We start from the raw sequence: 25,099 nt of genomic DNA, 5'->3' as shown, positions 1-25,099 counted from the left end.
TAAAGAAGTATCTTAGTCAAATAAGGATACTTCTTTCTATTTTATTTAAGTAAAAATTAAATTAATATGATTAGCACTTGTCTGCCACCGTTTTTAGCGGTTTAGTTCTTTTTTACTGTTGCGACACAAAACATTTATTTAATTATACTATTATTACCGTTAATTAACGAGTAAAATATTTACATTTATGGCATTTTAGTTTCCTTAACGTACGAAATATCATTTTTGCGTATGCTACCCCCTATTAAATATACTCGTGTTAATTTAATGTTTTTCTTAAATTTCACATTAACTAATATATATTTTTTATTACTGTTTTAGTTAGCGTTATCAATACTATGACTGCATTTTAACTAACTTGTTTTGAGTAAAAAAATAAGAGCTTTACATTGATATTATATATTTTTTTGAGTTGGAACTATTGTCTATTAATTCTAACTCGGAATATTCAAATAATAGTGTCAAATTGTAAATAACTGGCTTAATGTTGTAAATTTACGCTTTGCGAGCCCTACCCCTAGCTAAAATAACCCAGACCTCTGGCTTTCCTCTTCCATTATTATATTTCTTTGCGAATTCATCACCCGGATGGACCTGCACTGGTAAATCAGCAATTGGATCTAAAATATTTACACGAACAGGCAACTCACTGGTATTACATTGAAACCATTTTGGCTCTGCTTCATATAATTCAGATAATGTCATTTTCATTTCCGGGATTTCACAATCTGCATGATTCTTTAAAGCCACAACATTATATACTTCGCCCAACATAGTGGAATTCATTGACCAGCCGGTCCCCCCCCACCCCACATTCTTGCTTTATAAAATGGCATGATTTTAACAATTTGCACTTGAAAATTTAATTTCTGCAAAAGAAAAATGGGGAAGTAAATATCCAAATGCTATTAAGAGTTGGGAAGATAATTGGGATAATCTTATAACTTTCTTTGTATTTCCAGATTATATTCGTAGAATAGATAAAAAACTTTAATCGACTTTAAATAATATTATTTTACAAAAATTAATAGATCGATTTTTTGCCTATAGAAAGAGTATACACAAAATAATTTACACGCCTGAAAAAATAGCAATTCATTTGTAAGTAATTCAAAGAATGATTCACATTTAGAACCTATTTTATCCATTCATCATGACATTAATGAGTACAGACTTAAAGAAGCATTCTCTATCATTAAATTTAATTGTATTAAACACAAAAGATATACGCTACCAGATGGCAAAGAATTTATAAGGATGGACTTCAAACAATGATTATATATTAGTTCTCAATTCTCTTTTTTTACGTTATAATAGGCACAAAATAGTAGTCACGATTTTGATTTATAATTCATTATGGGAAATACTGTCTTGTGGCTGTTTTTTGACAAATTGTTGCCTTACCCCCTATTATAGTTATCAAATACAGTATTTGACTTATTAGTAGCTGCTCCAGTGCTATTATAAGAGTAACTTCCTGTCTTGACATTAAAAGTTATATTCGTACCATTACTAGTATAGCCTCTTACTTTTAATAAAAGTATGCTCTTTTACTTTTTAAAAAAAACATTTACTGTTTTTTATCAATTTATATACACTCAAAAATTTAGATTATCCACCTAAAACTTGTCTTGGTAATTAACAAAAAAACACAGTCATGAGCTGTGTTTATCTATAAATCTTGACTTACTATTTAACAATCAAATTAAGTGCTCCATCTAAATCAGAAATAATATCTTTAACATTTTCAAGCCCTACTGCCAACCTTATTAAACCATCAGTTATACCAGCTTCCAATCTTTCTTCTTGTGGATATGAAGAATGAGTCATTGAAGCAGGATGTTCAATTAAAGTTTCAGGATCTCCTAAACTAACAGCTAATTTGCACATTTCAACTGCATTTATAACCCTTTTGCCTTCTTCTACTCCACCCTTTATTTCAAAAGCAATTACCGCTCCTGGAAGGCTCATTTGTTTTTTTGCTAATGCATATTGTGGGAAACTCTCAAGTCCTGGAAAATATACATTTTCTACTGCTGGGTGAGCTTCTAAAAATTTAGCTACAGACATTGCACTTTCACAGTGTCTGTCCATTCTAATTTCTAGTGTTTTCATTCCTCGTATAATCAAATATGCATCAAAAGGACTTAAACAAGCTCCTGTCATATCCTTAACACCGAATAATCTAACTTCATCAATAAATACTTTAGATCCGATAACAAAGCCAGCAATTACATCACCATGTCCATTTAGAAATTTGGTTCCAGAATGCACTACCACGTCTGCGCCTAGTTCTAATGGTCTTTGTATATATGGCGTGCTGAATGTATTATCCACCATTACTATGCAATTTTCTACTTCATGTGCAATCTTTGATATTTTATCAATATCTGTTATGAGTAACGTTGGATTTGCAGGTGTTTCTAAGAAAACAACCCTTGTATTTTCTTTCATAGCATTTCTTACATTTTCTAGATTCGTAACATCAACAAAAGTAACCTCAACGCCAAATCTTGCAATCCCATTACTTAAAAATGCATGAGTACAGCCATAAATAGTTTTTGATGCCACTACATGATCTCCAGCCTTTAATAATGACCACATTGCTGAAGTTATGGCTCCTATGCCTGATGACATAGACATGCATGCTTCTCCACCTTCAAGTATTGCCAGTTTTTCTTCTAAAACTGTGTTAGTGGGATTTCCCAGTCTTGAATAAATATAGCCATCTTCTCTTCCTGCAAATCTATTACCACCTTGATCAGCTGAGTCAAAAACGAAGGTAGCTGTTTGATGTATTGGAGTAGCTAGTGCTCCGTATTGATCCACCTTACTTCCTCCATGTATAGCTTTAGTAGCAAATCCTTTGTTAATTAAATATTCTTTATTCATTATTAATTCCTCCTAATATTTAGTTATTACATAAATTAGTTAACACTATCAACACTTATTTCTTCACTCTATCTAAAGCTCAAGCTTTGTACAAAAACTTTATCAAAGTCTTCATAGTTTGAAAGTTCAATAATATCAACCTTTTTAACTACTGTCTCCATTTCCTTCCTATAAGACTTATTTAATAAAAATATTTGCCCTCCAGATTTTGAAGTATTTCCGACAAAGTCAATTTTGTCTTCAAGTTCTAAGGGTAGTAGACCTATATTTATTAAACTTTTTGCTCTGAGGTGGTAGCCAAAAGACCCTGCAATCAGTACTTTGTCTACTTTATTAGCCGTAATGTCTTTACTCCTCAGTAAAAATTCTATTCCAGCCCTAACTGCACCTTTTGCAAGCTGTACTTGCCTTATATCCTTTTGTGATAAGTAAACTTTATCAGTTATTTTAAATACCGTTTTGCCTTCATGTTTAACTATCTTTTCCTTCAATAGAGGTTTCACTTCTTCTTTATCTGTATCAACAAACTTACCATTTTTCTTAATTACTCCATGTTTAACAAGCTCACCAACAATGTCTAAAAGTCCACTTCCACAAATTCCAATTGCTTTGTCATCACCAATTGTTTTGACAGTTATGTTTCCGTCATCTTCTATATTGAAAAACTCTATAGCACCATTAGACGCCCTCATGCCATGAGTTATATTCATTCCTTCAAAGGCGGGGCCTGCAGCAGTGGAGGCCGCTGATAATTCTCCGTCTAAACTTAGAACCATCTCACCATTTGTCCCAATATCCACAAAAAGTGTAACACCATCTTTTTCATATAATTTAGCTGCAAGGATACCTGATGTTATGTCTGATCCAACATAAGCAGAAATTATAGGTGGAAGATATATTAGTCCAAAAGGGGAAATATTAAAGTCATGATGCAACGCTTCAACATGGTTCCCGCCAAAAATTTTAGGAGTATAAGGATACCTACCAAGCGAACTAGGGTTTATATTTGTTGCTAGATGTAACATACAAGTGTTTCCGCTTAGAATAACCTCATAGATATTTTCATTGGCTATACCTGCATTTTTACTTATTTCACTTATCATATTTTTAATTTCACGAGTAACACCACTATACATGGTATTTAAGCCCTTTTCCTCAGATGCAAACTTTATTCTCGACAAAACATCCTGTGCATGAATTGCTTGTGGATTTAGACAAGAAGTTGAACTAATTTCCACTCCATTAAATAAATCTATAAGAGAAGCAACCATGGTAGTTGTACCAATATCAACTACAACACCAAAATTCTTATTTTCCGTATTATTTGCTTCAATTCCAATAATTTGTTCCCCTGAATATACTCTCGTTACGCCTTCATCATCAAAATACTTCTTTTTAATTATAGGGTTAATTTTAAATTCAAAACTTTTGCCATGATTTAGAATTTTTAAGCTTTCATTTTGTTCCTTACGAGTTACCTCAACTAAAACATCCCCTATAACTTTTGTAGCACAGGATAATACAAATCCTGCCTTCACTTCTTCTTTGGATAAATGATGTACTCCATTTGAAATTACATTCTTTATTGAGATGTTATCAAGCTTTACCTTGCATTTACCACAGGTTACAGCTGCATTACAAGGGGACTCTATTACTACCCCTGCAAGTCGCGCTGCTTGAAGAATTGTAGTTCCAACTTCAACACTAATTGTTATATTATCCGGAACAAATTTTACCTGCACCATTATTTTACACTTCCTTCCCTAACTGTTTTCGTAAAAGTATATATATTTTCAAGAGACGAAGAAGTACTTAACCCACATGCAGGAGATATAATATTTATACCATCTCGCAAAAGCTTCTCAGTTTGACTGGCAACTTTTTCTGTAGAACCAAATTCTAATAGGTAGGTACTTAAATTCCCCATAGTAGTAAGAGACGGGTACTCTTCTTTAAGAATACGCAAATTCACTAGTGAATCTGTGCTTATAGCATTGCATTTTATATTGGGCAACAGATTTTTTACAGCATTTAATTTACCACAAATATGAACTATAACAGGTACATTCAAAGAATGAATACCATTGATAAGCTTATTTAAATATCTTACAGCATATTCTTCAAACATTTTAGGTCCAAGTATTTCTCCAGTTGCTGTAGGATCTGCAATGGATATAACAGTAACTCCGTTATCAATCATAAGTTTTGCATACTCTATTAAAAAATCTGTTACATAATCAATAACTTTATGTGATCCTTCTTTATTCTTTCTTAACTCCTTCAAAAATGTCATTGGGTCAACCATAGAGGCAGCAGTACTTATAGGTCCAGTCAAACTGCCAATTACAGGCACGTCATCATTTTGCTTTGATATATAATAAACTGCCTGAATAATGGTATCAACACGTCCGTTTTTAAGAATTTCACTTATATTTTTAAATTCTACATTTGAAACGGAAGAAAATACTTCTGTAATAATTTTAGGTTCACAGGCAAGTGTTCCAAAATCTACTTTACTTCCAAGAACCTCAGCTTCTACAGTCATACAAAATGGAATCCCCAAGTTTTCAAAGCCTGTATGAGTATGAACATCCTTTGAAAGCAAGCACATAAGCTTACCATCCTTATGTGCCTGAGGCAAAGTATGCCCGGTTTTTTTCATTACATCTATTATAGCCGCATTCATCATTCCCCCTGGGCAAATAACAGGAGGCCTATCTACTTTTTCTTTATTTAAAACTCTTAGCAATCTTTCTTTTTGAGTAAGTACTTCCATTTTTAACCCTCTTTTCTTTTTAATTTTAAAAAGTAATTAGACTACAATTGAAGCAGCAACTAATTTCCTTGCCAGTCTTACAGCTTCTGCTGCATTTACCGAATACCCGTCTGCTCCAATTCTATCCGCAAACCCTTGTGAAATTGGACCTCCACCTATCATAATCTTAAATTTATCCCTGATATTTTGCTTGTCTAAAATTCTTATAACTTCTGCCATGTTATCCATAGTTGTAGTCATTAAAGTTGAAAGTGCTATTATATTTGCATTTTCCTCTTTCGCTCTTTCTACAAATATTGAAGGTGGAACGTCTCTTCCAAGATCAATAACATCAAAGCCTGAAGTCTCAAGCATAATCTTTACAAGATTTTTCCCTATATCATGAGTATCTCCCTCAACTACACCTATAATAACCTTGTGTTTCACTTCATTTTTATCTATTTTTATATGTGGTTTTAAAATATCAAGTCCTGCATACATTGCATCGGAACACATTAAAAGCTCTGGAATAAAATATTCTTCTTCCTCAAAAAGCTCTCCTGCTCTTTCCATACCTGCTGATAATCCTTTATCAATTGCTTCAAATGCATCATACTTCTGCGCAATTACCTCTTTTGAAATAGCTATTGCTACATCTTCATCCATATCAACCACTGATTCCGCTAGTTTCTTAAATAATATTTCTTTATTATCTGACATTTTATACCCTCCATTTTTAGTGCATTATTTTATACCAATATTAAAATCATCCTCTTTAACAATACCCCCGGGACTTATATTTATAAATTTCTCATTGTCCCATGGACCTTTTACAATCTGTTCAATAAAAGTATCACTTCCTTTAATTGTGTCATGACTTAGGCTAAGCAGTTTTGCTATTTCTTCGGATTGTTCAATATCAGCCTTTTCGCTGCAACAACCGGTTTTAATAAACAATATCTGGTTATAACCTTCATACATTCTTGAGAGGACTTTTAGAGCTTTCTTTTCACCATATTTATCTTTAATACGATTGTGCTCAGCAAGTATTGATTTCTCTGAGTTCATATAACCACAAGATAAATAAAAGGTACCTGTTTTCTTTTCATAAATACCTTGATTTAATTTACCTGAATCAAGAAAAATTGAAATACAATCGTGTACTTTAGGTATTGTTAGAGTGCAATGGGTGGGCACCAAACCCTTAGCTGCCCCACCGCACAAGCCGAAAGCTAAAATAATTCTCGAATACCCTGTTGATCTTTCAATTATGCACTGCAATTCTTTCCTAAGTTTTTCAGGATAAAGATGTAGATTCATAGATATAAACTCAAATTCAACATCAAGTACTGGCGTTATAGAAAGCAACTCTTTTTTCATAACCTCACAAGCAATAATTTTCATAGTCATATAAATCCCCCCTTATCTAAAAAGTTCAGGATCAAATGGATATTTGCCGTATTTCCTAGCTGCAGCACGTAAGGAAAGAATATTTTCAGGCGGAGTATCTATTGGCAAACCACAACCTAAAGCAAGTATATATCCCTTTGGACTGTCATAAGCTTTTCTAAGACAATCCTTTGCTTCTCTTTCAACATCTTGAGGAGTACCCAAATACATGGTGGCCGTAGGCTTCACATTGCCTACAAGGACTACTCTGTGACCTATAACCTTTTTTGCTTCTTTTAAATCTATAGTTTCATCAAGACTTAAAGCGCCTGCCCCGGCATCTGCCATAAGTGTCCAAATCTTTGTTGTATTTCCGCAAATGTGTAGGGAAGGAGCACTTTTACCAGAACTGATAATTGCATCAATAACTTCTTTTAAATATGGCAAAGTAAATTTTGCAAACATGTCCTTACTTATTAAAGCCCCTGAAGCAGTTGGTTCATCAATTTCTATGCTCACATCACGCTTAGCCACTTCCTTAATAAACGCAATAGTTGTATCTGTTACAAGTCTAAGAATCCTATGTGCAAATTCTGGATTTTTTCTTAAATCTCGTAAGAAATTTACTGTACCTCTAAGATTTCCTGCAGTTGTAAAAGGTCCTGGAATTCCAACAGAAACTGGTATTTCTTTTCCTAACTTATCTACAAGAGCTTCAGCAGTCTGTAAAATAAAGGGAAACCTACCGGACTTTTGAGGATCTGCCAAGGAAATCTTGTCCAAATCCGAAAAGTTCTTTATTGCGTAATCTGCAACATAAGGAGCCCCATGGTCAGGGAAAACAAGTTTACTTCCCAATGCTTCTGCGATTCCTCCAAGGCCTGGCCCGATAATGGTTGACTCAATGGCATATTTTTCATTTGCTGCAATTTGTCCCTGTAAAAATTTTTCTACTGAAAAATGAAGTTCAGACACCTTTACATTTATAAGATTTGCAGCATGATCACCAATACTAGGTCCACATTGAATTCTATCGTAAGACTTACCTTTTGCTATTGCTTCCGCTCTTTCTTTTGGAGTCATTTCATCTTTTAAATTTTGCCTATTCATATTTTCATTTCCTTTCTTGATTTATTTGTTTAAAATATAAATAAAAAGGTCAAAACAGCTTCTATAATTTAGAAATAATTTCATCCTCCAGTTTTCTGGTGAACCTCATTAATTTTTTTTATAATACCTATATGTTTAATGGGTATTATATTAGTAATATACTACTTTGTCAACTTTTTGTGACTCAAACCTTTGAGAATGTAGATTGCAATATAAAATGTCCGGAAATTAAAAGAAAAATATAATGTTGGGGTATCGTCAGCAAAAATGTTATTTCGTACGCTAAGGAAAGTGTAGTTACATAAATGTAATTATTTCACTTGCTGAATTCATAGATCAGATTATTTTTATAAATCTCAAGTTTTAAATTCTTATGTACGAATGTAATCTTTTAAGCAAAACCTTACATTCATAAAAGCAACATAAAGCGTTGATATATAAAGGTTTATATCAAATTAAACTAACGCCTTTTCCCTTATTGTATATTTGAATGTATTGTTTTATCTGATATATTATAAATGGAGTACATTGATTTTGTGTTCTCAGGGACACTTTTTAGGAGTGAATTTATGATAGTAATAACCACTCACTTGATGAATAATATTGATTGTTTAGGACATCATAAATTTAATTTATATTGAAATTGACATCTTAAAGATTTAAATTGTTAAACTAAGCACTTTACAGCCTTAATCATTACATTGTAAATATATTTTAAAACATTAATTATTTTACTCCGCAGTCAAAGGCTGATCCACAGCATATTTTCTCCTTCATTCTTCATACTAAAACCTGATGTGGCACAAGCTCTTTCACTACTCTAGGTCACAAATGAAGCTTTGGACAATCCTACTCACTGCCCAAAAGTAAACTAATCTATTAAAGTACCTAAGCATTCATCATTCTATTTAATCTTAGTAGCAGTCAGTAAACTTGTCTAAAGCAAATGAAATTATTTCCCCTTCCCCCAAGGGAAACAGATCCTACTGCACTACAGCAGGATCTGTTTTTTTGTTTTCAACCTACTATGGGTATATGTAGTAACGGAACCAAAAACGGCTATAAGCATGTAAATAAATGGATTTGAAATTCAAGAATACATTGCTTATAGCATCATATATATTTGATAATGCTTTAGGATGGAGATGTTATTGGGGTAGAAACCGCAAAGCGTAAATTCGCCCGGTTAAGCATATATTCCCAAGACGCTGATGCAATAAAACAGTTATTAAATATATGGGGTATTGAGACGATTCGTGAAAAAAACAGCCATAAGACAGTATTCTCCATTTTTGATGAACTATAAATCAAAAACGGAACTACTATTTCGTGGCTGTTATGATGTAAAGTATGAAGAATGGGACACAACTAATGCGTAAGACTTACGTATTTTATTAAATTCTATAACCTATAATTTATTAAAACTAAATTTTAGTTAATTGGTACACAAATTTCACAAAAATGGTTTTTAACCATTTCAGTTTTATACCTTTCAAGAATAGGTCTTGCCTCATCCAGTTGATACCCTTTCTTGAATAATTCCGGAAAAATTGCAAGCCACGCTTTTTGAACTTCTTCAGCTGTATGTCTTATTTTAAAAACTGCATATTTTCCTCCAAGAATGTTACCATCACTAATATAATCATCACTAATGCAATAATCATTTGAAATAACGAGACCTGTGTCATAACGACAATTTTCAGGTTCTACTATTTTAGGGTTATCATGGGCAATTCCTAGTATGATAGATTGCTCATTAAGCAGTCCATTAGACTTAGCCCATTTCTTTAATTTTTCCATTACTTTAATATTATTCTGCCCATAAGATCCAACCTGCCTTATATAAGCAATTCTATAAAATGAAGTTTTTTCAATTTCTATATTCATAATTCTTCCTTTCTTTATAAAGTACATCGATGTCTATAAACATCATATAATGCTTTAAAATAGAAAACAAGACATTTTTTTAAATTACTAAATTACCACTTACATGTGTTTATTAATACTTTATATGACGCATTAATTTATCAATTTGACGTAACTTTTAGGAATATTATACCCATTATCGGAGTAATGTTAAATTACTTTCAAAGGTCTCATGTTATCTACTAAATCATAATCAGAATTATCGCCATTTTTATCTCTCGCTTAGTTAGTGTTATCAATACTATAATTCTACTTTAACTAACTTGTTTTGAGCAAAAAAATAAGAGCTTTATCATTTAGTGATTAAATCCTTGGTATATCAATGATTTACACTGATGTTATATACTTTTTTGAGGTAGAACTTTTACATATTAATTCTAACTCGCAATATTCAAATAATAATATCCAACTGTAAATAACTGGCTTTGCGGTTACTACCCCTCTTACAGGAATACTTGAGGAATATAAAAAATATAAAGTTGAAGTGGAACAGTATAAAAGTCACTTGCAGATACTCAATCTAAAAATATGGAGTTATTAGTTAGCATTAAATACAAATTTTTACTGTTAGTAATTTAGGAAAAGACATTGAGAAGGTTGTTAACGGGTTGAATGAGAGTCAAGAGCAATTAGGTTTTTTTGCAATCATAAGTTCATCACATGCTTACGTATTTAATAATAATTATAAAATTATAAAATCGGGTTATAGTAGAAATTATAATAAGAATTTTGCATCGGCCACTGCATGTATTTACGGTAGGCCTGCAGGTACTTTTTGGTATGGTTTGAGTGCAAATTATTTTATGGATAGTTACTATGGTAATTTTGATGGAACTATTAAGTCGCCTAACATGACATGGTAAGAATATGAAGGATAGATTTTAAAAGCTATCCTTTTATTTTTACTGGAATGTTTTTTCGTATAGTATGTTATTTTCTTTATCCAAAATATAAATATGTTGTAAATCTAATTTGCCTGAAGAATTTGTTATGATTACACCTTTCTTTCTATCATCACTTTGGCTATTTTCAGTTCTGAAAATTTAGAATTTCAAAAAAATAAATTTATAGTAGAGGTCACAAACTCGTCCATTTACCAGCATCCTACAAATTTTAAAAAAGTAATTAGTCTTCGTGTTTTCCTTCTTGGATATCGAAATATTATTATAGTATATATATTTTATAAAACCTTATTATAATAATTATTATATTTTATAGCTACTAGTAGTATAGGGAATTTGGAAGGACAAGGTCTGGGCACGTATACCGTCACCCAAAAAGAGAACAAGCTTCAGCATAAGACTCTCTAAGCTTCCCAGTGTTTTCGTCCCTCAAACCATGGTAAACTAAGAGCTACTAATGATAAAGCTAGTCCTTTTTTGGGTACCCGACGGCGTGCATCGATTCTAGTTAAATTAATGACATGAAGATTAGAATTAGAAGTGGTAAAGGAAATAAAGAGAGATATACTTTATTATCAGAAAGAAATTTAGAATTATTAAGCGTATACTGGCGTGGTTTAGGAAGAAAGAATTACTCTATGCTCCGAAACTTAAGTTATTATTATCTTGATTTTACTATATTTTTATCCATATATATTTCATAAATTCTGTTATCAGTGGGTTCCTGTTTTTCTAATTAATCAACACGAATCACCCTGCTAGGTATATCTTTTATAAAACTTGATAATTATTTTTATCAGTTCCTGTATGTGATCTCCTATCTTGTCTTTCATGATATTTACCTAGTCCAAATCTTTCATCCAAACTTAAATATCCTGTTACTCTTTAAATTCCACTTATAGGATTATTATAATTCAATCGGTACATCTTTTTCTTATATATATTCTTGTTTCTACTCTATTATAAAATTATCATTGTCTATTTTTTATTATTTTATCTTTTAAATATTGTATTTCTGATATGCTACCAGGGTTTTTACTTTACTATGGAGAGTTTGCTAATATTAATTTTATTCCATCCTTATAATTACTATCTTATCAGCTATTAGTGATCCATCAGAACTTTCTCCCCAAACATCTAACTTGTCGCCCTTTTTCATATCATCTATAGAAGTCGATTTTATAGACCTTACTTCTCCTGCTGAAGTTATAACTTTAATAATATAATTTGTATCATCCTGTACTTTTATTTTCACCTTATTATCTGATGAAACGGAAATAGTAGACTCCCCACTTTCGAAATTATCTATACGGTTAATTATTATTACATCATTTTCATACTCTTTAAAGCAACCTTCTATATCAGACTTTTCTTCTGGAATTTGAATATCATCTTTTGATTTATTGTCTGTAGTCTTCTTATTTCTTTTATCCTCTGTATGACTTATAGTAGACTCTTCTTGATTTATGATTGGTTTTTGTATAACAATTATTTCCGCTACTATCTTACCCTCTACCTTTTTTCCCCAAATAGATAAAGTAGAATTTTTTTCTATATTACTTACTGAGTCCGTATATTCGTTATATTCAGTAGTCATTTTATTTTTTTTGCTTTCCATTGTATTTAAATATATCTTTGTATCTTCATTAACTTTTACATTTAATTTTTCCATTAATGAAGGGTCTACATCGCTATCTACAATCATACCATCATACATATTTATAATATTAGCATCATAACTAATAAAAGCTCCTATATAATCGACCCTTGATTCTGGTATAACATCTCCTCCGATTACTTCGTGCTCAAATTTTGTTATTCCAATCATATTTCCGAATTCAGCCTTTGCAACTGTAAATCCACTTACTAAAAATAAAACTGTTAGTGTTATTGTACCTATACATATTTTTTTATTAGTTACTAATATTTTAGTAACTACTTTATAACACAAATATCCTATTACTCCACCTAATGTATTTAAAATAATATCATCAATATCAGAACTCCCTATTGCTAATACATATTGTAAAGACTCAAGCACTAAGCTAAATACAAATGACATACATGCTACCGGCAATATACTCTTAGCCTTTTTTAAGATTAAAGGTAATAAATATCCTAGTGGAATAAATATTATTATGTTACCAAATAAATTAGATATAGCCCATGCCCATCCCAGACTGGATGCATTTTCAAAGAAATCAACCCATAGCTTAAATGGAATTAAATTTAAGCGTCTTAAACTAGCTGCTCTTGTTGAAAATATATGTATAGATCCAGGATATTTAAATACAACTATCTTAAATATTATTGCAATATATGCTACAAAAATACATATAATTATAAATTTTGATATACTCTTATACTTTGACTTCTGCTCCATTCTAATCACTCTCACTTATAATTTGTTGTTTATTTTTTAACCAACTGATATTGTACAGTCTTTCATTTCTACATCAACCTGTCTTATATTATCTACTATAAAACTCTCTTCATATGATTCTGATTGAATCCTATACAATCTATAATATATACCCTTATCACTAATAAGCTCTTCATGACATCCTATTTCTACAACTTCCCCTTGCTCTATAACAATAATTTTATCAGCCATCTTTGCTGTTGAGAACCTATGTGAAACTATAATACTATTTGTATCTTTTATAAGCTCTTTAAAATTATTAAATAGTTCATATTCACCCTGTGCATCTAACGAGGCTGTCGGTTCATCTTTCTTAAAGTTGTTTTCCGCATTACTAATTCCCCCTTATTTAACATTAACTTCAAATAATAATACCATGGTAACCATAATAATACAATTTTATAAAAATACTTACAACCATTTACAAAATTTGAGATTAAATGCATAGCCAATATATTCAATAAATAAAAAAAGTGCCATGAGTGGCTTGCCGGTTTAGTTGGCGGTACCCCTAAAACCCCGAAAAATTATATTGTGTTAAATTGGAATATATAGGAATTATAGCGATAAGTGATCACTTATTTGAATAGTGGTTTGAGTCGCAATTTGGCAAGACAGCATTTATGGTTTTATAAGAATGATTCGCTTATTGTACAAGGAGATGTTGTTACTGGTGGTGTTAGCAATCATCATCAAACACCGACAGGAGTTTGGAAATTAAAATATAAACAATGAAATTTCATATTAAATAGTCCGGGTTATAGTGTGCCTGCATCGGTTTTTATGACTTTTAATGATGGAATTGAAATGCATGATCTAGGTTCTAGACCTTTATTTGGCGGAAGTGTATATTGGGCAAATGGTTCTCGTGGTTCTATAAATTGTACACCTAGTTTAGCAAAAACTATATTTAATAATATTGACGCTAATACTCCTATTATTTGTTATAATGACTGATTTAATAATGTATTAATCAATTTCTTATTTAGATAGAGCAATATGGATTAATAGAAAAAATCATCTAATCTTCTTAAATGGGTGTTTTGACCTTTTTTTCCTACAAACTCATCAAACCTTTTACGTTCTTCCGTATCAATCCTAATTCCTAATACTGTACATTTCTCATCTGCCATTCTAAAAATACATCACGTTTAATTGTGTTAACACAATTAAACGTGATATAAAGTCTTTTGCAATGTGTTTTTGAGTCTTTTAATCTCATAACTAGATTATATATTAAATACCATGATAATTATAAAAACAAGAAATCAACTCGGAATAATTAGATTCAAATAACTTCTTACATTTATTTTTAATTGTTATCCAATTATAGGTGGTACAGGTAGTAACGGAACAGAAAACGGCTATAAACGTGTAAAAATATGGTGACAGTTAATAATACACTATACTTATTAGCTGTTACTATATTAAATTTATTCTATTTCCTATTCTAAAGTAAGCGAGGATCTTAACATACCTTTTCTAATTTCTTCTGATACCTTAAATGAATATTTACCCATGATGTTAAGGGGGTAGTACGCCCTATTGAATAATAAAGAACTAATTAAACGGCAATGGTGTAAATTGTATTTCCCATTTCCGTTTTTGTTCCATTGCTACAGAGATGCCAAGTATTAGTATTATTTATACATTTTAGGAACGTCATTTCCACTCATATATTCCTGTTTCTTTTCTAAGTATAAATTATCATTAGTTCCTGTAACTGTAAACACAACGGAACTATTCATTGCACCTGTTACTAACTTTCCATCAGCATCAAACATCTCAAAATCATAAATCATATATAAAAATATCTTTCCATTAATTTTATGTTGATTAATTTCAGTTGACTTGAAAGAAATTTTAATAGGTTTCTTACACTGATACAGTTCATACATAATATAACCATTTGTAGAGGTATACACATCCTTAGACATATGTTTTGCCATCTCAGAATCGTACCCTTTTGAACTTGTATAAGCTTTATTTACTAAATCATTTACATTAACATATTTGTTAGGTCTATAACCAACATCTTTGTTAGGTCTATAACCAACATCTTTGTTATGTCTATAACTAACCTCTTTATAACCTAAACATGCAATAATAATAATTATTATTATTACAATAATTAAATAGTGTTTTCTATTATACAATCCATTTTTATACATTTACCCCCCCTCCAAATCATTTAGGTGGGATACCGAGATACGTGTAAAAACCGGTAACTTGATGTAAATAATTTATAAACGATAGTTTATGCTTAATAATAACGCTCTTTCATAAAGTATACTTTTTGAAATGGTGATATTATTATACTTTTTATATGTCAAAACTTCAACATTTTCATATATGAAACATTTCAAATAGATTGTATACTTATATCTTGTTGTATTAAGTAAAGGCATATCTAAAACAATTATATCAACTTCTTTATTTTTTATAAAATCCTTCCACTCATCTAAGAACATTTGCTTATTTCTTCCTAATCTATCAAGAGATTTTATGTATAAAATACCACCACTTCTAAGAATACGTTTCATTAACTGGTATTCAGGTCTCTTAAAATCTTTACCACTGGCTTTTTCTATAAATATGTATTCATCCTGTATTCCAAGGTCTTTAGCCGTAGAAACTTGTCTTTCTAAAGATTGGTCTTTGCTACTTACTCTTGCATAAAAAAATAGTGGAAGCAAATCAATATAACTGCTGCAAAAGCTATGGAGTTTGTTACCATGAAAAATAATGCTTTTTATAGAAGAGTTAAAGAATATGATTCAATTTAATAATAACAAACCTATTTACTATATTAATAAGTTCCATAAAGTTATCGGTTTTACACATTTGTAGGTGTTACCCATTTATAACTTGGCATAGAATATTTAAAAAGTTTTTCAGATAATTTGCTTATTCCACCTTTCCGGGGGGGTGGGCAAAAACACACATTTTATGAACTAACTATAAGGCTTAATTTTTTTAATTTAATAAATTGAAAAAATGTAAATATTGCACTATAATAAAATTACATAAGAATAAAAGTTGTACATGCTTTGAGAAAAACATTTATTCCTTCCCACTCAGACATTTAAAACCATCTAAATATAAAAATAGTAATTTTTAAATGACTTCTATGGCTTCAGGATATTATAAAGCTACAGGTTACCAATAGTGATTATTATTTTTATAGTTGATTTAGCAATAATTATTTCTCTTTTAGTATATAAGATGCAACTCAATACGGAGAATCAACATCAAACATTTTTTAGTAAACTGAATAACAAACAAGATATTTCCTTAAGAAATACTTGTGTAGGATTGACAGCGATATTTGTAGATGTGAATTACAAAAACTTTTTATTTCCAATCTATAAAATTATATTTTTTATAGGTGCTTATGTTTTTTTCTTTTTATCCTGTTGATTTGGGAGTAAAATATCATATTTAAAGGTGAAAAAATGAAATGCTTGAGAATGAATAATTTGCTATCTATGATTATAAAACGAGTAAAATTAATTGGTATACAAGCAAGTACACTAAATTTGACAAGGAGTGATTTTATGTTGGATATTAATAAGTCAAGTATATCAGATGTATTCGGCTGGACTTGTTCTCCTGTATGGAGAAAATTTGCTTTGGATAACAATGGCATATTTGAAAAAGGAAATATAATAAAAGAGCAAAGTATAAAAATAAAAAATTTGGAAGGCTACATATGTTATAAAGCATTCAGGAGAGCTAATGATAAAAGAGGTATGAATACACAGATAACAGCTTCTTATATTACAAAAGGCAATTTTGTTTTTAAATCAAGAATAAAGGGAAGCATATATACACCATTTGTTAATTTCAATAAACTTGAAAATGCAAAAATCGATAATGAAATTTTTAATAAATTTATAATAAAAACTAATAACAAAAATGCTTTAGCTGAATTATTCAAAGATGATGAGATTATTAGTTTGATAAGTTCGCAAGATTTATTCTGTATGGAAATTAGGAAAGGAAAAAAATTCAATGAAAAAGTTTTATATATAGAGATCAATGGAATAGTAGATAATTACAAGAAAATGGAACAAACTTTTAATTTAACTATTAAAATTATTAACTATATTCAAAAGATATAGTTATTTATATGGATATGTGCGATTGCTACGCTCTGTAGAAGAAAAATGGAAATGAACCTGAATGGATGGTAACCTTAAGAATTTGCTTAGAGAATTTATTAAATAAAAGAAAGTGTAAATTTAAAAAGCCAATTTAATTAGTTATAAGGGATATGGCCACATAGTTATCCAGTGTCACGGGCTGATACAACAAGTCAAAAGGGTGTTCCGTATTCATAATAATAGAATTAAAGTATACCCTACCCTACTAAGTAAACTATGTCATAAGTAAATTGACACCAATAAGATTAATGGTGTCAATTTATTTAATATTATGGAATGTACAGTTTAGAAGCAGGATATTTTATAGTAAGGTATACCTCTTATTTCTTTATTCAATTTTACCTTTTAAAAATATAGGTTATATCAGTCTCTGTTGGTGTGTTATTTATTATTAGCAATAACGTTAGCTTCATTTTCTTTTTTATCCATTTCTAAAATCATATTTTTAAATTTTTCCGCCGCTTCCTCTTTTTCTTTTAATAAATTAGTAATTTTCTCATTAAAGCTTTCTTGTAATTCCTGTGTTTTGATTTGTTGCCCCTCTTTTAATTTTAAAAGTTCTTTGTCCATTTCAAAGCTTGTTCTTTCCCGCTGTATTTCAACATCTTGCTTAGCTTTAATTTGCAGCTCATCTATTTTATTTTTGTTTATTTGGTTTAATTCATCTATCTGTTTTATTAATTTATCTTGTTCAGCCTTTTTACTTAACAATTCATTCTTAAGTTGCATATTTTCATTCAATGATTTATCAAGGGATGTTTTAAGCTCTATAATCTCATCTTCGAATTTAATGTATTTTTCATTGGTATTAGCTAGGCTTAATATTTTTTCTTCCTGCATATTATTAAGGGTTTTTAAGTTCTTAATATTTTCTTGTAATTCTTTAGTTATATGCTTTGCATCAGATAGGTCTTTTCCCAATGAGCTTATTTTTTTGTTGTCTTCTTTTAATAATGTAATTTCTCCTTTTAGTTTTTCATTTTCCTTATTATTGTCTATTAACTCATTTCTATGGATATTTTTTACCTCTAAGGCTTTAATATTGTTTCTTTCTACTATGTTTATGTATATATCTGCCATTCTACTGGTTATTGTTTGTAATTCTTTTATATCTTCGGACATAGCACTGTCCCCTTCTCTTGCTCTATTTAATTCGTAATACTTAACTACTTGCTCCATCAATTCCTTATTGTTTATTCCTTCACTCTGAGCTAACTCATTAAATTTTTGTTTTAATTCATCACTGATTCTTACGCTTAATATTGCATCCATTTCGTACTTCCTCTCTTAGGCCTGTATTTTCTATAATAAATAGAATAAATTTAATTATTTTCATAACTTAATGGCATTTATACTTTAAATTTATCTACAGCTTGTTAAATAATCTCCTGCGGAGCTGCAATATTAACGACTTCAGAAGGAGATTTATACTACCACTTATAGAAGTGGTAGACTTTCCTTCTGAAATGTCGTTAAATCATACCCTTCGGCGCTGTTCATCTTCTTAGAAGCTGCTATATAAACAGTATAATTCCTAGGATACTTGGTTTCAATGATTTTTTAGTGATTTACTTATATTTATCATTGAATTTTTTATATAATATAAATAATTTTTAATTGTTAACACGTGTATACCATTGTTTACAATGCATTTTACTGTGTATACTTTATGTTTACATTGTAAGTATACCATGAAATCTTTGAAAAATACATATAAAATCAGTAAAAAGGCTTGAAAACAAGTAAAAACAAAACCATTCAATATAACTTTTATTATATTGAATGGTTCTGATTGTGGTTATAATGATAATTTATAAGTAATATTAACTAAATAACATATTAAATAAATTAGGACGTGTGAGGAACATGGATAGTGTCCATAAAAACTTATCGTTCAAAAAGAGGAAGCAAGTTATAATGCCGTTTATCAGCTTTTAACATTCTTACTTATTAACTCCATAAATGTTTCAGGGGTTTCTATTGCCACTTTGGGATTATCCTTTAACCTATCCACAACCCTTTCAATATTACTAAGGCTTTTGCTCCAAGCATGAACATAAACAAAGGTGTAGCTATTAGAATTAGTAATATCTACTTGCCCAGAGTCAACTCTATGAGTAATGTTTTTCACGAGTTCATCTTCACTTTCAAGAGTATTCCAAAGTAAATCTCTGCAGGACACTATAGGTTTATTATTAGACCAAATAATTTCTCCGTGATAATTATCGTGCCTATGATAATCAAGATAAAACAACCCATGTATATTAGACTTCATAGTAAATTTGCCCCAAAGCTCCTTATCATAAAAAGACGAGTCATCTATAATTGATATATATTTTTGATCTACTTTTTTCATATAATCATTTAATCTGTTAATATATATTCTGAGAGCATCCTTATCAAATTTACTTGGGTACATATACCCATTTCCAGATGGTGGAACTATAAAATAATCATTAGTAGCTCCATGAGCTGCACTTTCATAATATAATTTAAATACAGTAGGTGCAAGGTAATATAAAGATGGGCTTAATGACCACCCCAAATTAAATTTGCCTTTATAAGGAGAACCATACCATTTGTGAGAACCATAATTAGTTCCAAGGTTCCACTGTTGATTATCTCCATCTGACACAATAAATGTTACATTATGAACATTTTCTTTATTAGGACTGTTCATTAACGTTTTTTGAGTCATTGGTAATAATGGGAATGAACTTAATACAGTTAAATTATACGACCAATCTGCAGCAACCATGCTAATACCATATTTTGAAACCGTACTTATATTAATAAATTCATCGGGTCCCCACCCGAGGCAAATGGAGTCCTTTTCCATGGATGAGAATATTTTATTGCGAAGCGTTGTATCATTTATTTTATCCTCATAAAATATTAGGGATTTGGTCATTATACCATAATCTCTTAAGGCGGAATCTTTGCTCGGGGATAACTCAATTATTATGGAATGATTGAGGCCAGAATCCCATAAATTATCGTACGCCCATTTTTCATCTGTGTTTCTGCAATCGCCTTTAATATTTGTAATTCCATAGGCGCGTACTTTGTCTTGGATAGCTTCATCAACTGCAATGCAATTATTTAACGAGGCAAGTGAACAAGCATTATTTATCGAAGGATCTTTTAGCGATTTATTATTGTAAAGTACATATCCATCAATATAATCCTTAAATACATCTAATAAGCGCCACGGATCTGATGTATTTTCGTATAAAACTCCATAACTATTTTTTAAATCCTCTAGCCATATTTGATAATCTGGTTGTGAGGAATTAAGTGTATATATTTGAATAGATGATTGACTACTAATAAGCCCTTGAAGGGTGGCTATCATTGTCCGCTCACAAGGCGTCATTGTATCTTGAGAAATAACATATAAATAAGTTGGAGTTGTAGGATTTTTCATAAAATTACTACTATTGAGAGTTTTTTTAAAGTCGCTCCATTTAATATTAGACATCTATATTTCCATTACAGTATTTATAGAAATTTCGCAGAAAATTAATTCTTTCATTATTATTATAAAAAGATTTAATATGACTCTCATCAAAATTTGCTAATAGTAATTGTCTATTTATAATATCATCTGCCATAACCTGGTGGGCATTTTTCATCATATCATACATAATCATGAAGGTACTAGTCCTTCCTATACCTTGTTTACAGTGAAAATGAACCCAGGTATTTTTAGATTGTGATTTTACGAGCTCTACGAAGTAATCAACCATATCATCTGTTGGAATCTTACCATCAGTAACAGGAATGCGTTTATATGATAGTGATTTAGAATTAACAAGATGCTCTTCATCTTCAACTTTTTTTGGAACTATACCTATATTATTATGATTATAAAAAGTAATAGGCACATTTAATTTAATACTATTTAATTTTTTATATTCATCAGACATCACTTGATCCTTTGTTAATCCTATATTAGCATCATTTTTTGCATTAGCCCAGCTAACAGGGACTCCATTAATAAACCCATGTGATTCTTGCCTCAAGTCAATAACTGCTATAGGTAATGAAGTTCCTAGACTATTTATTACAAGAGGCAGATTATACTCGGAAAATTGTTGACTACCTGAAATGTTTAATGTGTTTAATCCACTAAGATTTAATTCTTTACTACTTTGTGTACTTAATATATTAGTCGACTTGCGAAAATGTTTTGGAATTTCATAGAGATGATTTTTTAAATCTAAAATTAAATTTATATTGGTGTCATTTAAGGATACATCAGAAGCTCGTGCTATGGATCGCATCGTATTAGCAAGCATCATTTCATTGTTCTGCTGCATATATTTATTTAATCTCATCATATTATAAAAATAGGGACACATGTACATGTATATCCTCCATAAAAAATAGTTTTCACCATATATTATGAATAAAAAATTATTTTGTTACGGAGTTTTGATCTTGATGTTTGAGTTGAACCAAGATTACAACCCCACCAAAAAGTCATTATTATATAACGTTCGCTGGGGTTGTGAATATAATCTGAAATTTTAATTTTTATGAACATTCTCACTGTCTTTATCATAGAATTTAATAATAGTAATTTTATGGAGTGTAACATGGATTTTTTTAGATCAAATCAATATTCTAGAATAAATGCGGTTAATTATGCAATGACCTATGCCTTGCATCCAAACCCCAGTTTTAGGTACTTCTCTCTTATTAATAATGAGACTAGTGGCGACTGCGCAAACTTTGTATCTCAGTGTCTATTAGCTGGGGGAGCACCTATGAGGTTTAAAGGCTCACATCCTTGGTGGTACAGAAAGGCTAATACAAATAGTACAAATGATGACACATGGTCTGTTCCATGGGCTGTGGCAAATTCCCTTTATTGGTCTTTAAAGACTAATCAACAATCTAAAGCTTCAGGGATTAAGGGTCTAGAAATATATGATACTCGCCTTCTTGAATTAGGTGATTTAATTTTTTTTGAAGATAATGATGGAAATATTTTTCACTCTGCGATTATCACCGCTTTTAGATATTCACAGCCTTTAATTTCTCAACATACCTTTGAGGCTTTAAACATATTTTATGGAGATTCTTGGGGAGCAAATCGTGTACATTTTTTAAAAATAAGTTTATAACAATTATAATTTAAATATGTAATGGCATGTAAAATGATAGTTACGACTCAGCTATTCGCTATTGGAATGCCTGAGTAGTAACGATAAATCAAATCATTTTACATACCATTTTTGAAATATAGTAGCTATAATTACAGGCTAACTATTGTTTTTTTAAAATAAAATAAAATTCAACTCCAATTTCTGTGTTTTCTACTCCACAGCTACCACCATGAAGTAATACTATGTTTTTGACTATGGAAAGACCTAGACCAGTTCCCCCAAGCTTTCTAGTTCTTGATTTATCGATTTTATAGAAGTTATCCCATATCTTATTTTTTTCAGTATCATCAATTTTACTTCCGCTATTTTCCACTTCGACGCGGATAGCACCCTCTATATTTATCATTTTTACTGTTATGGATCCGCCATCATAGGTATGTCTTATTGCATTAGTCATATAGTTTGTTAGTACCTGTTCTATTCTGTTCCAATCTGCATTTACTTTTACATTTTGGATTAAATTTAATTCGAGCTTAATGTTTTTTTCATTAAGTAGGGATGAAAATTTCTTAGTAACTGGATTTATTAGTTCATCAAGAAAAAATACTTCCTCAATCAATTTAAAATTCCCAGATTCTAGTTGAGACAAATTCAACATATCTGATACTAAATTGTTCATTTTCCTTGATTCATCCATTATGACATCAATAAAATATTGTTTTTCTGCGCCTTCTAAAACATCATCGTTTAACGCTAGTGTATACCCCTCTATAAGGGTTATAGGAGTTTTAAGCTCGTGGGAAACTGCTGCCACAAAGTCTTTCCTCATTTCTGTTAGTTTCTTTTCTTTCTCAATATCCTTTTCTAATTGTGCGTTAGATTCTTTAAGTGAGGTTAATGCTTCATTTAAATTTTCTGATAGAAGGTTAAGTGAAGTCGCGAGAGCTCCTATTTCATCTTCACTTTTAACCTCACATTTTTCTGTAAGGTCAAGCTTTGCCATTTTAGCTGCCGTCTTAGTTATTTTTATCAATGGCTTTGCAATCATGCTTGAGTAAATTAAAGAAAGAAATAGAGTTATAACTAGGGCACCTATGTAGAAATACAAGTAAAATACCTTTATAACTTGAACGGCTTCATTTACTGGCTGTAGCGAAGCAAAAGCATACACAATTTCATCGCTATTTTCAGCATATAATATACCTGATACACTTGCTACCATATCGGGGGTTTCTTCAGTAGTAAAAATCAGGGATTTTCCTTCTTCTTTAAATTTATTAATACCACCGCTATTTTCTATTTCAGATGACATTATTTGGTTCATGATTCTAACTTTTATAGAGTCTTTTCTTTCATCAATTGTTTTTGTAAGATATTTTAAATTTCCTAATCTATCTCGTGTAATTATTTTATAGTTATTGTTTTCTTCAAAAGAACTAACTAAATTAATTTTATCTTCATCTTTTTGGAGTAAAGAATATTCGCTTTTGAATTTAACAAGATTATGTTCAAGATTATTCTTTTTCCATTTTATATAAAACTGCTCAAAAAATGCAGACTGCACTATCAAATTAGTAGTTATAAAAACTATAAAAACTATAGAGGTTATAGCGAAAAGCTTTCTAGTGATGCTCTTTTTACTTTTCATTTTTCGCCTCGAATTTATATCCAGCTCCTCTTATGGTTGCTATAAGATAAGATTTTTCACCTAGCTTCTCTCTTAATCTTTTTATAACAGTATCTACAGTTCTTAAATCTCCAAAGTAGTCAATACCCCATAAAGCATCCAATATTTTTTCTCTACTTAATACGATCCTTTTATTAAGTATAAAATAATTTAGTAGTTCAAATTCCTTTGGGGATAGATATATTTCACTATTATCTACATTAACCTCATGGCTTAAATTATCAACTACAAGGCCGTCAAAGTTATTTCCTTCCTTTAGAACAGGTTCAGTGCTGTAAGTTCGCCTTATAATTGCTTTCACTTTAGCAACTAGTAGCTTTGGGACAAATGGCTTCGTAATATAATGATCCGTGCCTAATTCAAACCCCAATAATTCATCATCTTCTTCGGATTTAGCTGTGAGCATTATAACAGGGATATTTGAGGTCTTTCTTATTTCCTTGCATACATCCCAGCCATCCATAATAGGCATCATTACATCTAAAATAATCAAATCTACTTTATTTTTATTAAATATATTAACAGCTTCATTGCCATTTTCTGCTTGCAAAATATTATATTGTTCTTTCCTTAAATAAATGGACACAAGATTTCTAATTCTTTCTTCATCATCTACAATTAAAATGGTTTCATTCATATATTTCCTCCTTTATATAGCTAGTGTAGCACTTGCTAATTTTCAACTTTCTTTTATATTATATAATAATACCAGTAATAATCATAATTTATTATATTT

General features: G+C 30.4%; 19 protein-coding genes and 3 pseudogenes. 5 read left to right on the top strand and 17 right to left on the bottom strand.

Annotated features, from left to right (window positions below):
• Positions 1-495: 495 nt before the first annotated feature.
• Entirely contained in the window at positions 496-786 is a 291-nt protein-coding gene (locus ACWJKE_RS03790) for a hypothetical protein (protein WP_268064135.1), read from the bottom strand.
• Positions 787-850: 64 nt separating this feature from the next.
• Here ACWJKE_RS03790 and ACWJKE_RS03785 point away from each other — a divergent pair.
• Positions 851-979: pseudogene (locus ACWJKE_RS03785) on the top strand (transposase); the annotation flags it as partial.
• A gap of 710 nt (positions 980-1,689) precedes the next feature.
• On the opposite strand, the gene megL reads toward ACWJKE_RS03785, so the two are convergent.
• The 7 genes from megL to ACWJKE_RS03750 all read right to left on the bottom strand — a co-directional run bounded on the left by megL (position 1,690) and on the right by ACWJKE_RS03750 (position 10,033).
• Positions 1,690-2,892 carry a methionine gamma-lyase gene (gene megL, locus ACWJKE_RS03780; protein ID WP_220287207.1) on the bottom strand — a complete coding sequence of 401 codons (1,203 nt, stop codon included), beginning with the start codon at positions 2,890-2,892 and terminating at the stop codon, positions 1,690-1,692.
• Positions 2,893-2,960: 68 nt separating this feature from the next.
• Positions 2,961-4,637 (bottom strand): ASKHA domain-containing protein, encoded by a 1,677-nt coding sequence (locus ACWJKE_RS03775; RefSeq protein ID WP_216303494.1) that lies wholly within the window; start codon positions 4,635-4,637, stop codon positions 2,961-2,963.
• On the bottom strand, positions 4,637-5,668 hold the full coding sequence (locus ACWJKE_RS03770; RefSeq protein ID WP_216303493.1) for an MtaA/CmuA family methyltransferase: 1,032 nt from the start codon (positions 5,666-5,668) through the stop codon (positions 4,637-4,639). Before ACWJKE_RS03770 ends, ACWJKE_RS03775 begins: the two co-directional genes overlap by 1 nt.
• A 36-nt stretch (positions 5,669-5,704) precedes the next feature.
• Positions 5,705-6,367, bottom strand: coding sequence for a corrinoid protein (locus tag ACWJKE_RS03765; RefSeq protein ID WP_216303492.1), 663 nt, complete (start codon positions 6,365-6,367; stop codon positions 5,705-5,707).
• 24 nt (positions 6,368-6,391) lie between these two features.
• The gene (locus ACWJKE_RS03760) at positions 6,392-7,057 is read right to left on the bottom strand and encodes a DUF1638 domain-containing protein (RefSeq protein WP_216303491.1); all 666 of its coding nucleotides are present in this window, start codon (positions 7,055-7,057) and stop codon (positions 6,392-6,394) included.
• A 12-nt stretch (positions 7,058-7,069) separates the two neighbouring features.
• Entirely contained in the window at positions 7,070-8,146 is a 1,077-nt protein-coding gene (locus ACWJKE_RS03755; protein ID WP_216303490.1) for a uroporphyrinogen decarboxylase family protein, read from the bottom strand.
• A 1,431-nt stretch (positions 8,147-9,577) separates the two neighbouring features.
• Complete coding sequence (locus ACWJKE_RS03750) at positions 9,578-10,033, bottom strand: AraC family transcriptional regulator (protein WP_216303489.1); 456 nt, start codon at positions 10,031-10,033, stop codon at positions 9,578-9,580.
• Between the two features lie 647 nt (positions 10,034-10,680).
• On the opposite strand from ACWJKE_RS03750, the gene ACWJKE_RS03745 reads away from it, so the two are divergent.
• Positions 10,681-10,935, top strand: a complete 255-nt coding sequence (locus ACWJKE_RS03745) for a hypothetical protein (protein WP_216303488.1) — start codon at positions 10,681-10,683, stop codon at positions 10,933-10,935.
• Positions 10,936-12,043: 1,108 nt separating this feature from the next.
• On the opposite strand, the gene ACWJKE_RS03740 is transcribed toward ACWJKE_RS03745, so the two are convergent.
• Both ACWJKE_RS03740 and ACWJKE_RS03735 read right to left on the bottom strand, forming a co-directional pair.
• Positions 12,044-13,357 carry a VanZ family protein gene (locus ACWJKE_RS03740; RefSeq protein WP_253198213.1) on the bottom strand — a complete coding sequence of 438 codons (1,314 nt, stop codon included), beginning with the start codon at positions 13,355-13,357 and terminating at the stop codon, positions 12,044-12,046.
• A 36-nt stretch (positions 13,358-13,393) separates the two neighbouring features.
• Entirely contained in the window at positions 13,394-13,588 is a 195-nt protein-coding gene (locus ACWJKE_RS03735) for a hypothetical protein (protein ID WP_462959158.1), read from the bottom strand.
• A 378-nt stretch (positions 13,589-13,966) separates the two neighbouring features.
• Here ACWJKE_RS03735 and ACWJKE_RS03730 point away from each other — a divergent pair.
• A pseudogene (locus ACWJKE_RS03730) lies at positions 13,967-14,353 on the top strand (L,D-transpeptidase).
• A gap of 47 nt (positions 14,354-14,400) precedes the next feature.
• On the opposite strand, the gene ACWJKE_RS03725 reads toward ACWJKE_RS03730, so the two are convergent.
• From ACWJKE_RS03725 to ACWJKE_RS03715, 3 genes are all read right to left on the bottom strand, one after another.
• Complete coding sequence (locus ACWJKE_RS03725; protein WP_258876400.1) at positions 14,401-14,529, bottom strand: hypothetical protein; 129 nt, start codon at positions 14,527-14,529, stop codon at positions 14,401-14,403.
• A gap of 507 nt (positions 14,530-15,036) precedes the next feature.
• The gene (locus tag ACWJKE_RS03720) at positions 15,037-15,567 is read right to left on the bottom strand and encodes a hypothetical protein (RefSeq protein WP_462959157.1); all 531 of its coding nucleotides are present in this window, start codon (positions 15,565-15,567) and stop codon (positions 15,037-15,039) included.
• Between the two features lie 72 nt (positions 15,568-15,639).
• Positions 15,640-16,092: a recombinase family protein gene (locus ACWJKE_RS03715; RefSeq protein ID WP_216303482.1), complete on the bottom strand. Its 453-nt coding sequence runs from the start codon at positions 16,090-16,092 to the stop codon at positions 15,640-15,642.
• Positions 16,093-16,953: 861 nt separating this feature from the next.
• Here ACWJKE_RS03715 and ACWJKE_RS03710 point away from each other — a divergent pair.
• Positions 16,954-17,520 carry a hypothetical protein gene (locus tag ACWJKE_RS03710; RefSeq protein ID WP_216303481.1) on the top strand — a complete coding sequence of 189 codons (567 nt, stop codon included), beginning with the start codon at positions 16,954-16,956 and terminating at the stop codon, positions 17,518-17,520.
• A 423-nt stretch (positions 17,521-17,943) separates the two neighbouring features.
• On the opposite strand, the gene ACWJKE_RS03705 is transcribed toward ACWJKE_RS03710, so the two are convergent.
• Entirely contained in the window at positions 17,944-18,834 is an 891-nt protein-coding gene (locus tag ACWJKE_RS03705) for a hypothetical protein (protein ID WP_220319668.1), read from the bottom strand.
• A gap of 655 nt (positions 18,835-19,489) precedes the next feature.
• Positions 19,490-21,803, bottom strand: a pseudogene (locus ACWJKE_RS03700) (GxGYxYP domain-containing protein); the annotation flags it as partial.
• 360 nt (positions 21,804-22,163) lie between these two features.
• Between ACWJKE_RS03700 and ACWJKE_RS03695 the strand changes: the two are divergent.
• Positions 22,164-22,694, top strand: a complete 531-nt coding sequence (locus ACWJKE_RS03695) for an amidase domain-containing protein (protein WP_216303479.1) — start codon at positions 22,164-22,166, stop codon at positions 22,692-22,694.
• Between the two features lie 142 nt (positions 22,695-22,836).
• Here the strand turns inward: ACWJKE_RS03695 and ACWJKE_RS03690 are convergent, their stop codons facing one another.
• Together ACWJKE_RS03690 and ACWJKE_RS03685 are read right to left on the bottom strand one after the other, a co-directional pair.
• Positions 22,837-24,324 carry a sensor histidine kinase gene (locus ACWJKE_RS03690; protein WP_220287228.1) on the bottom strand — a complete coding sequence of 496 codons (1,488 nt, stop codon included), beginning with the start codon at positions 24,322-24,324 and terminating at the stop codon, positions 22,837-22,839.
• Positions 24,314-25,000: a response regulator transcription factor gene (locus ACWJKE_RS03685; protein ID WP_220287230.1), complete on the bottom strand. Its 687-nt coding sequence runs from the start codon at positions 24,998-25,000 to the stop codon at positions 24,314-24,316. The genes ACWJKE_RS03690 and ACWJKE_RS03685 overlap by 11 nt, the downstream gene beginning before the upstream one ends.
• Between the last annotated feature and the right edge of the window lie 99 nt (positions 25,001-25,099).

It is taken from the genome of Clostridium sp. CM036 (assembly GCF_055081135.1).
Note: the sequence above shows the minus strand (reverse complement) of the source record. Positions and strands in the feature narration are given on the sequence as shown.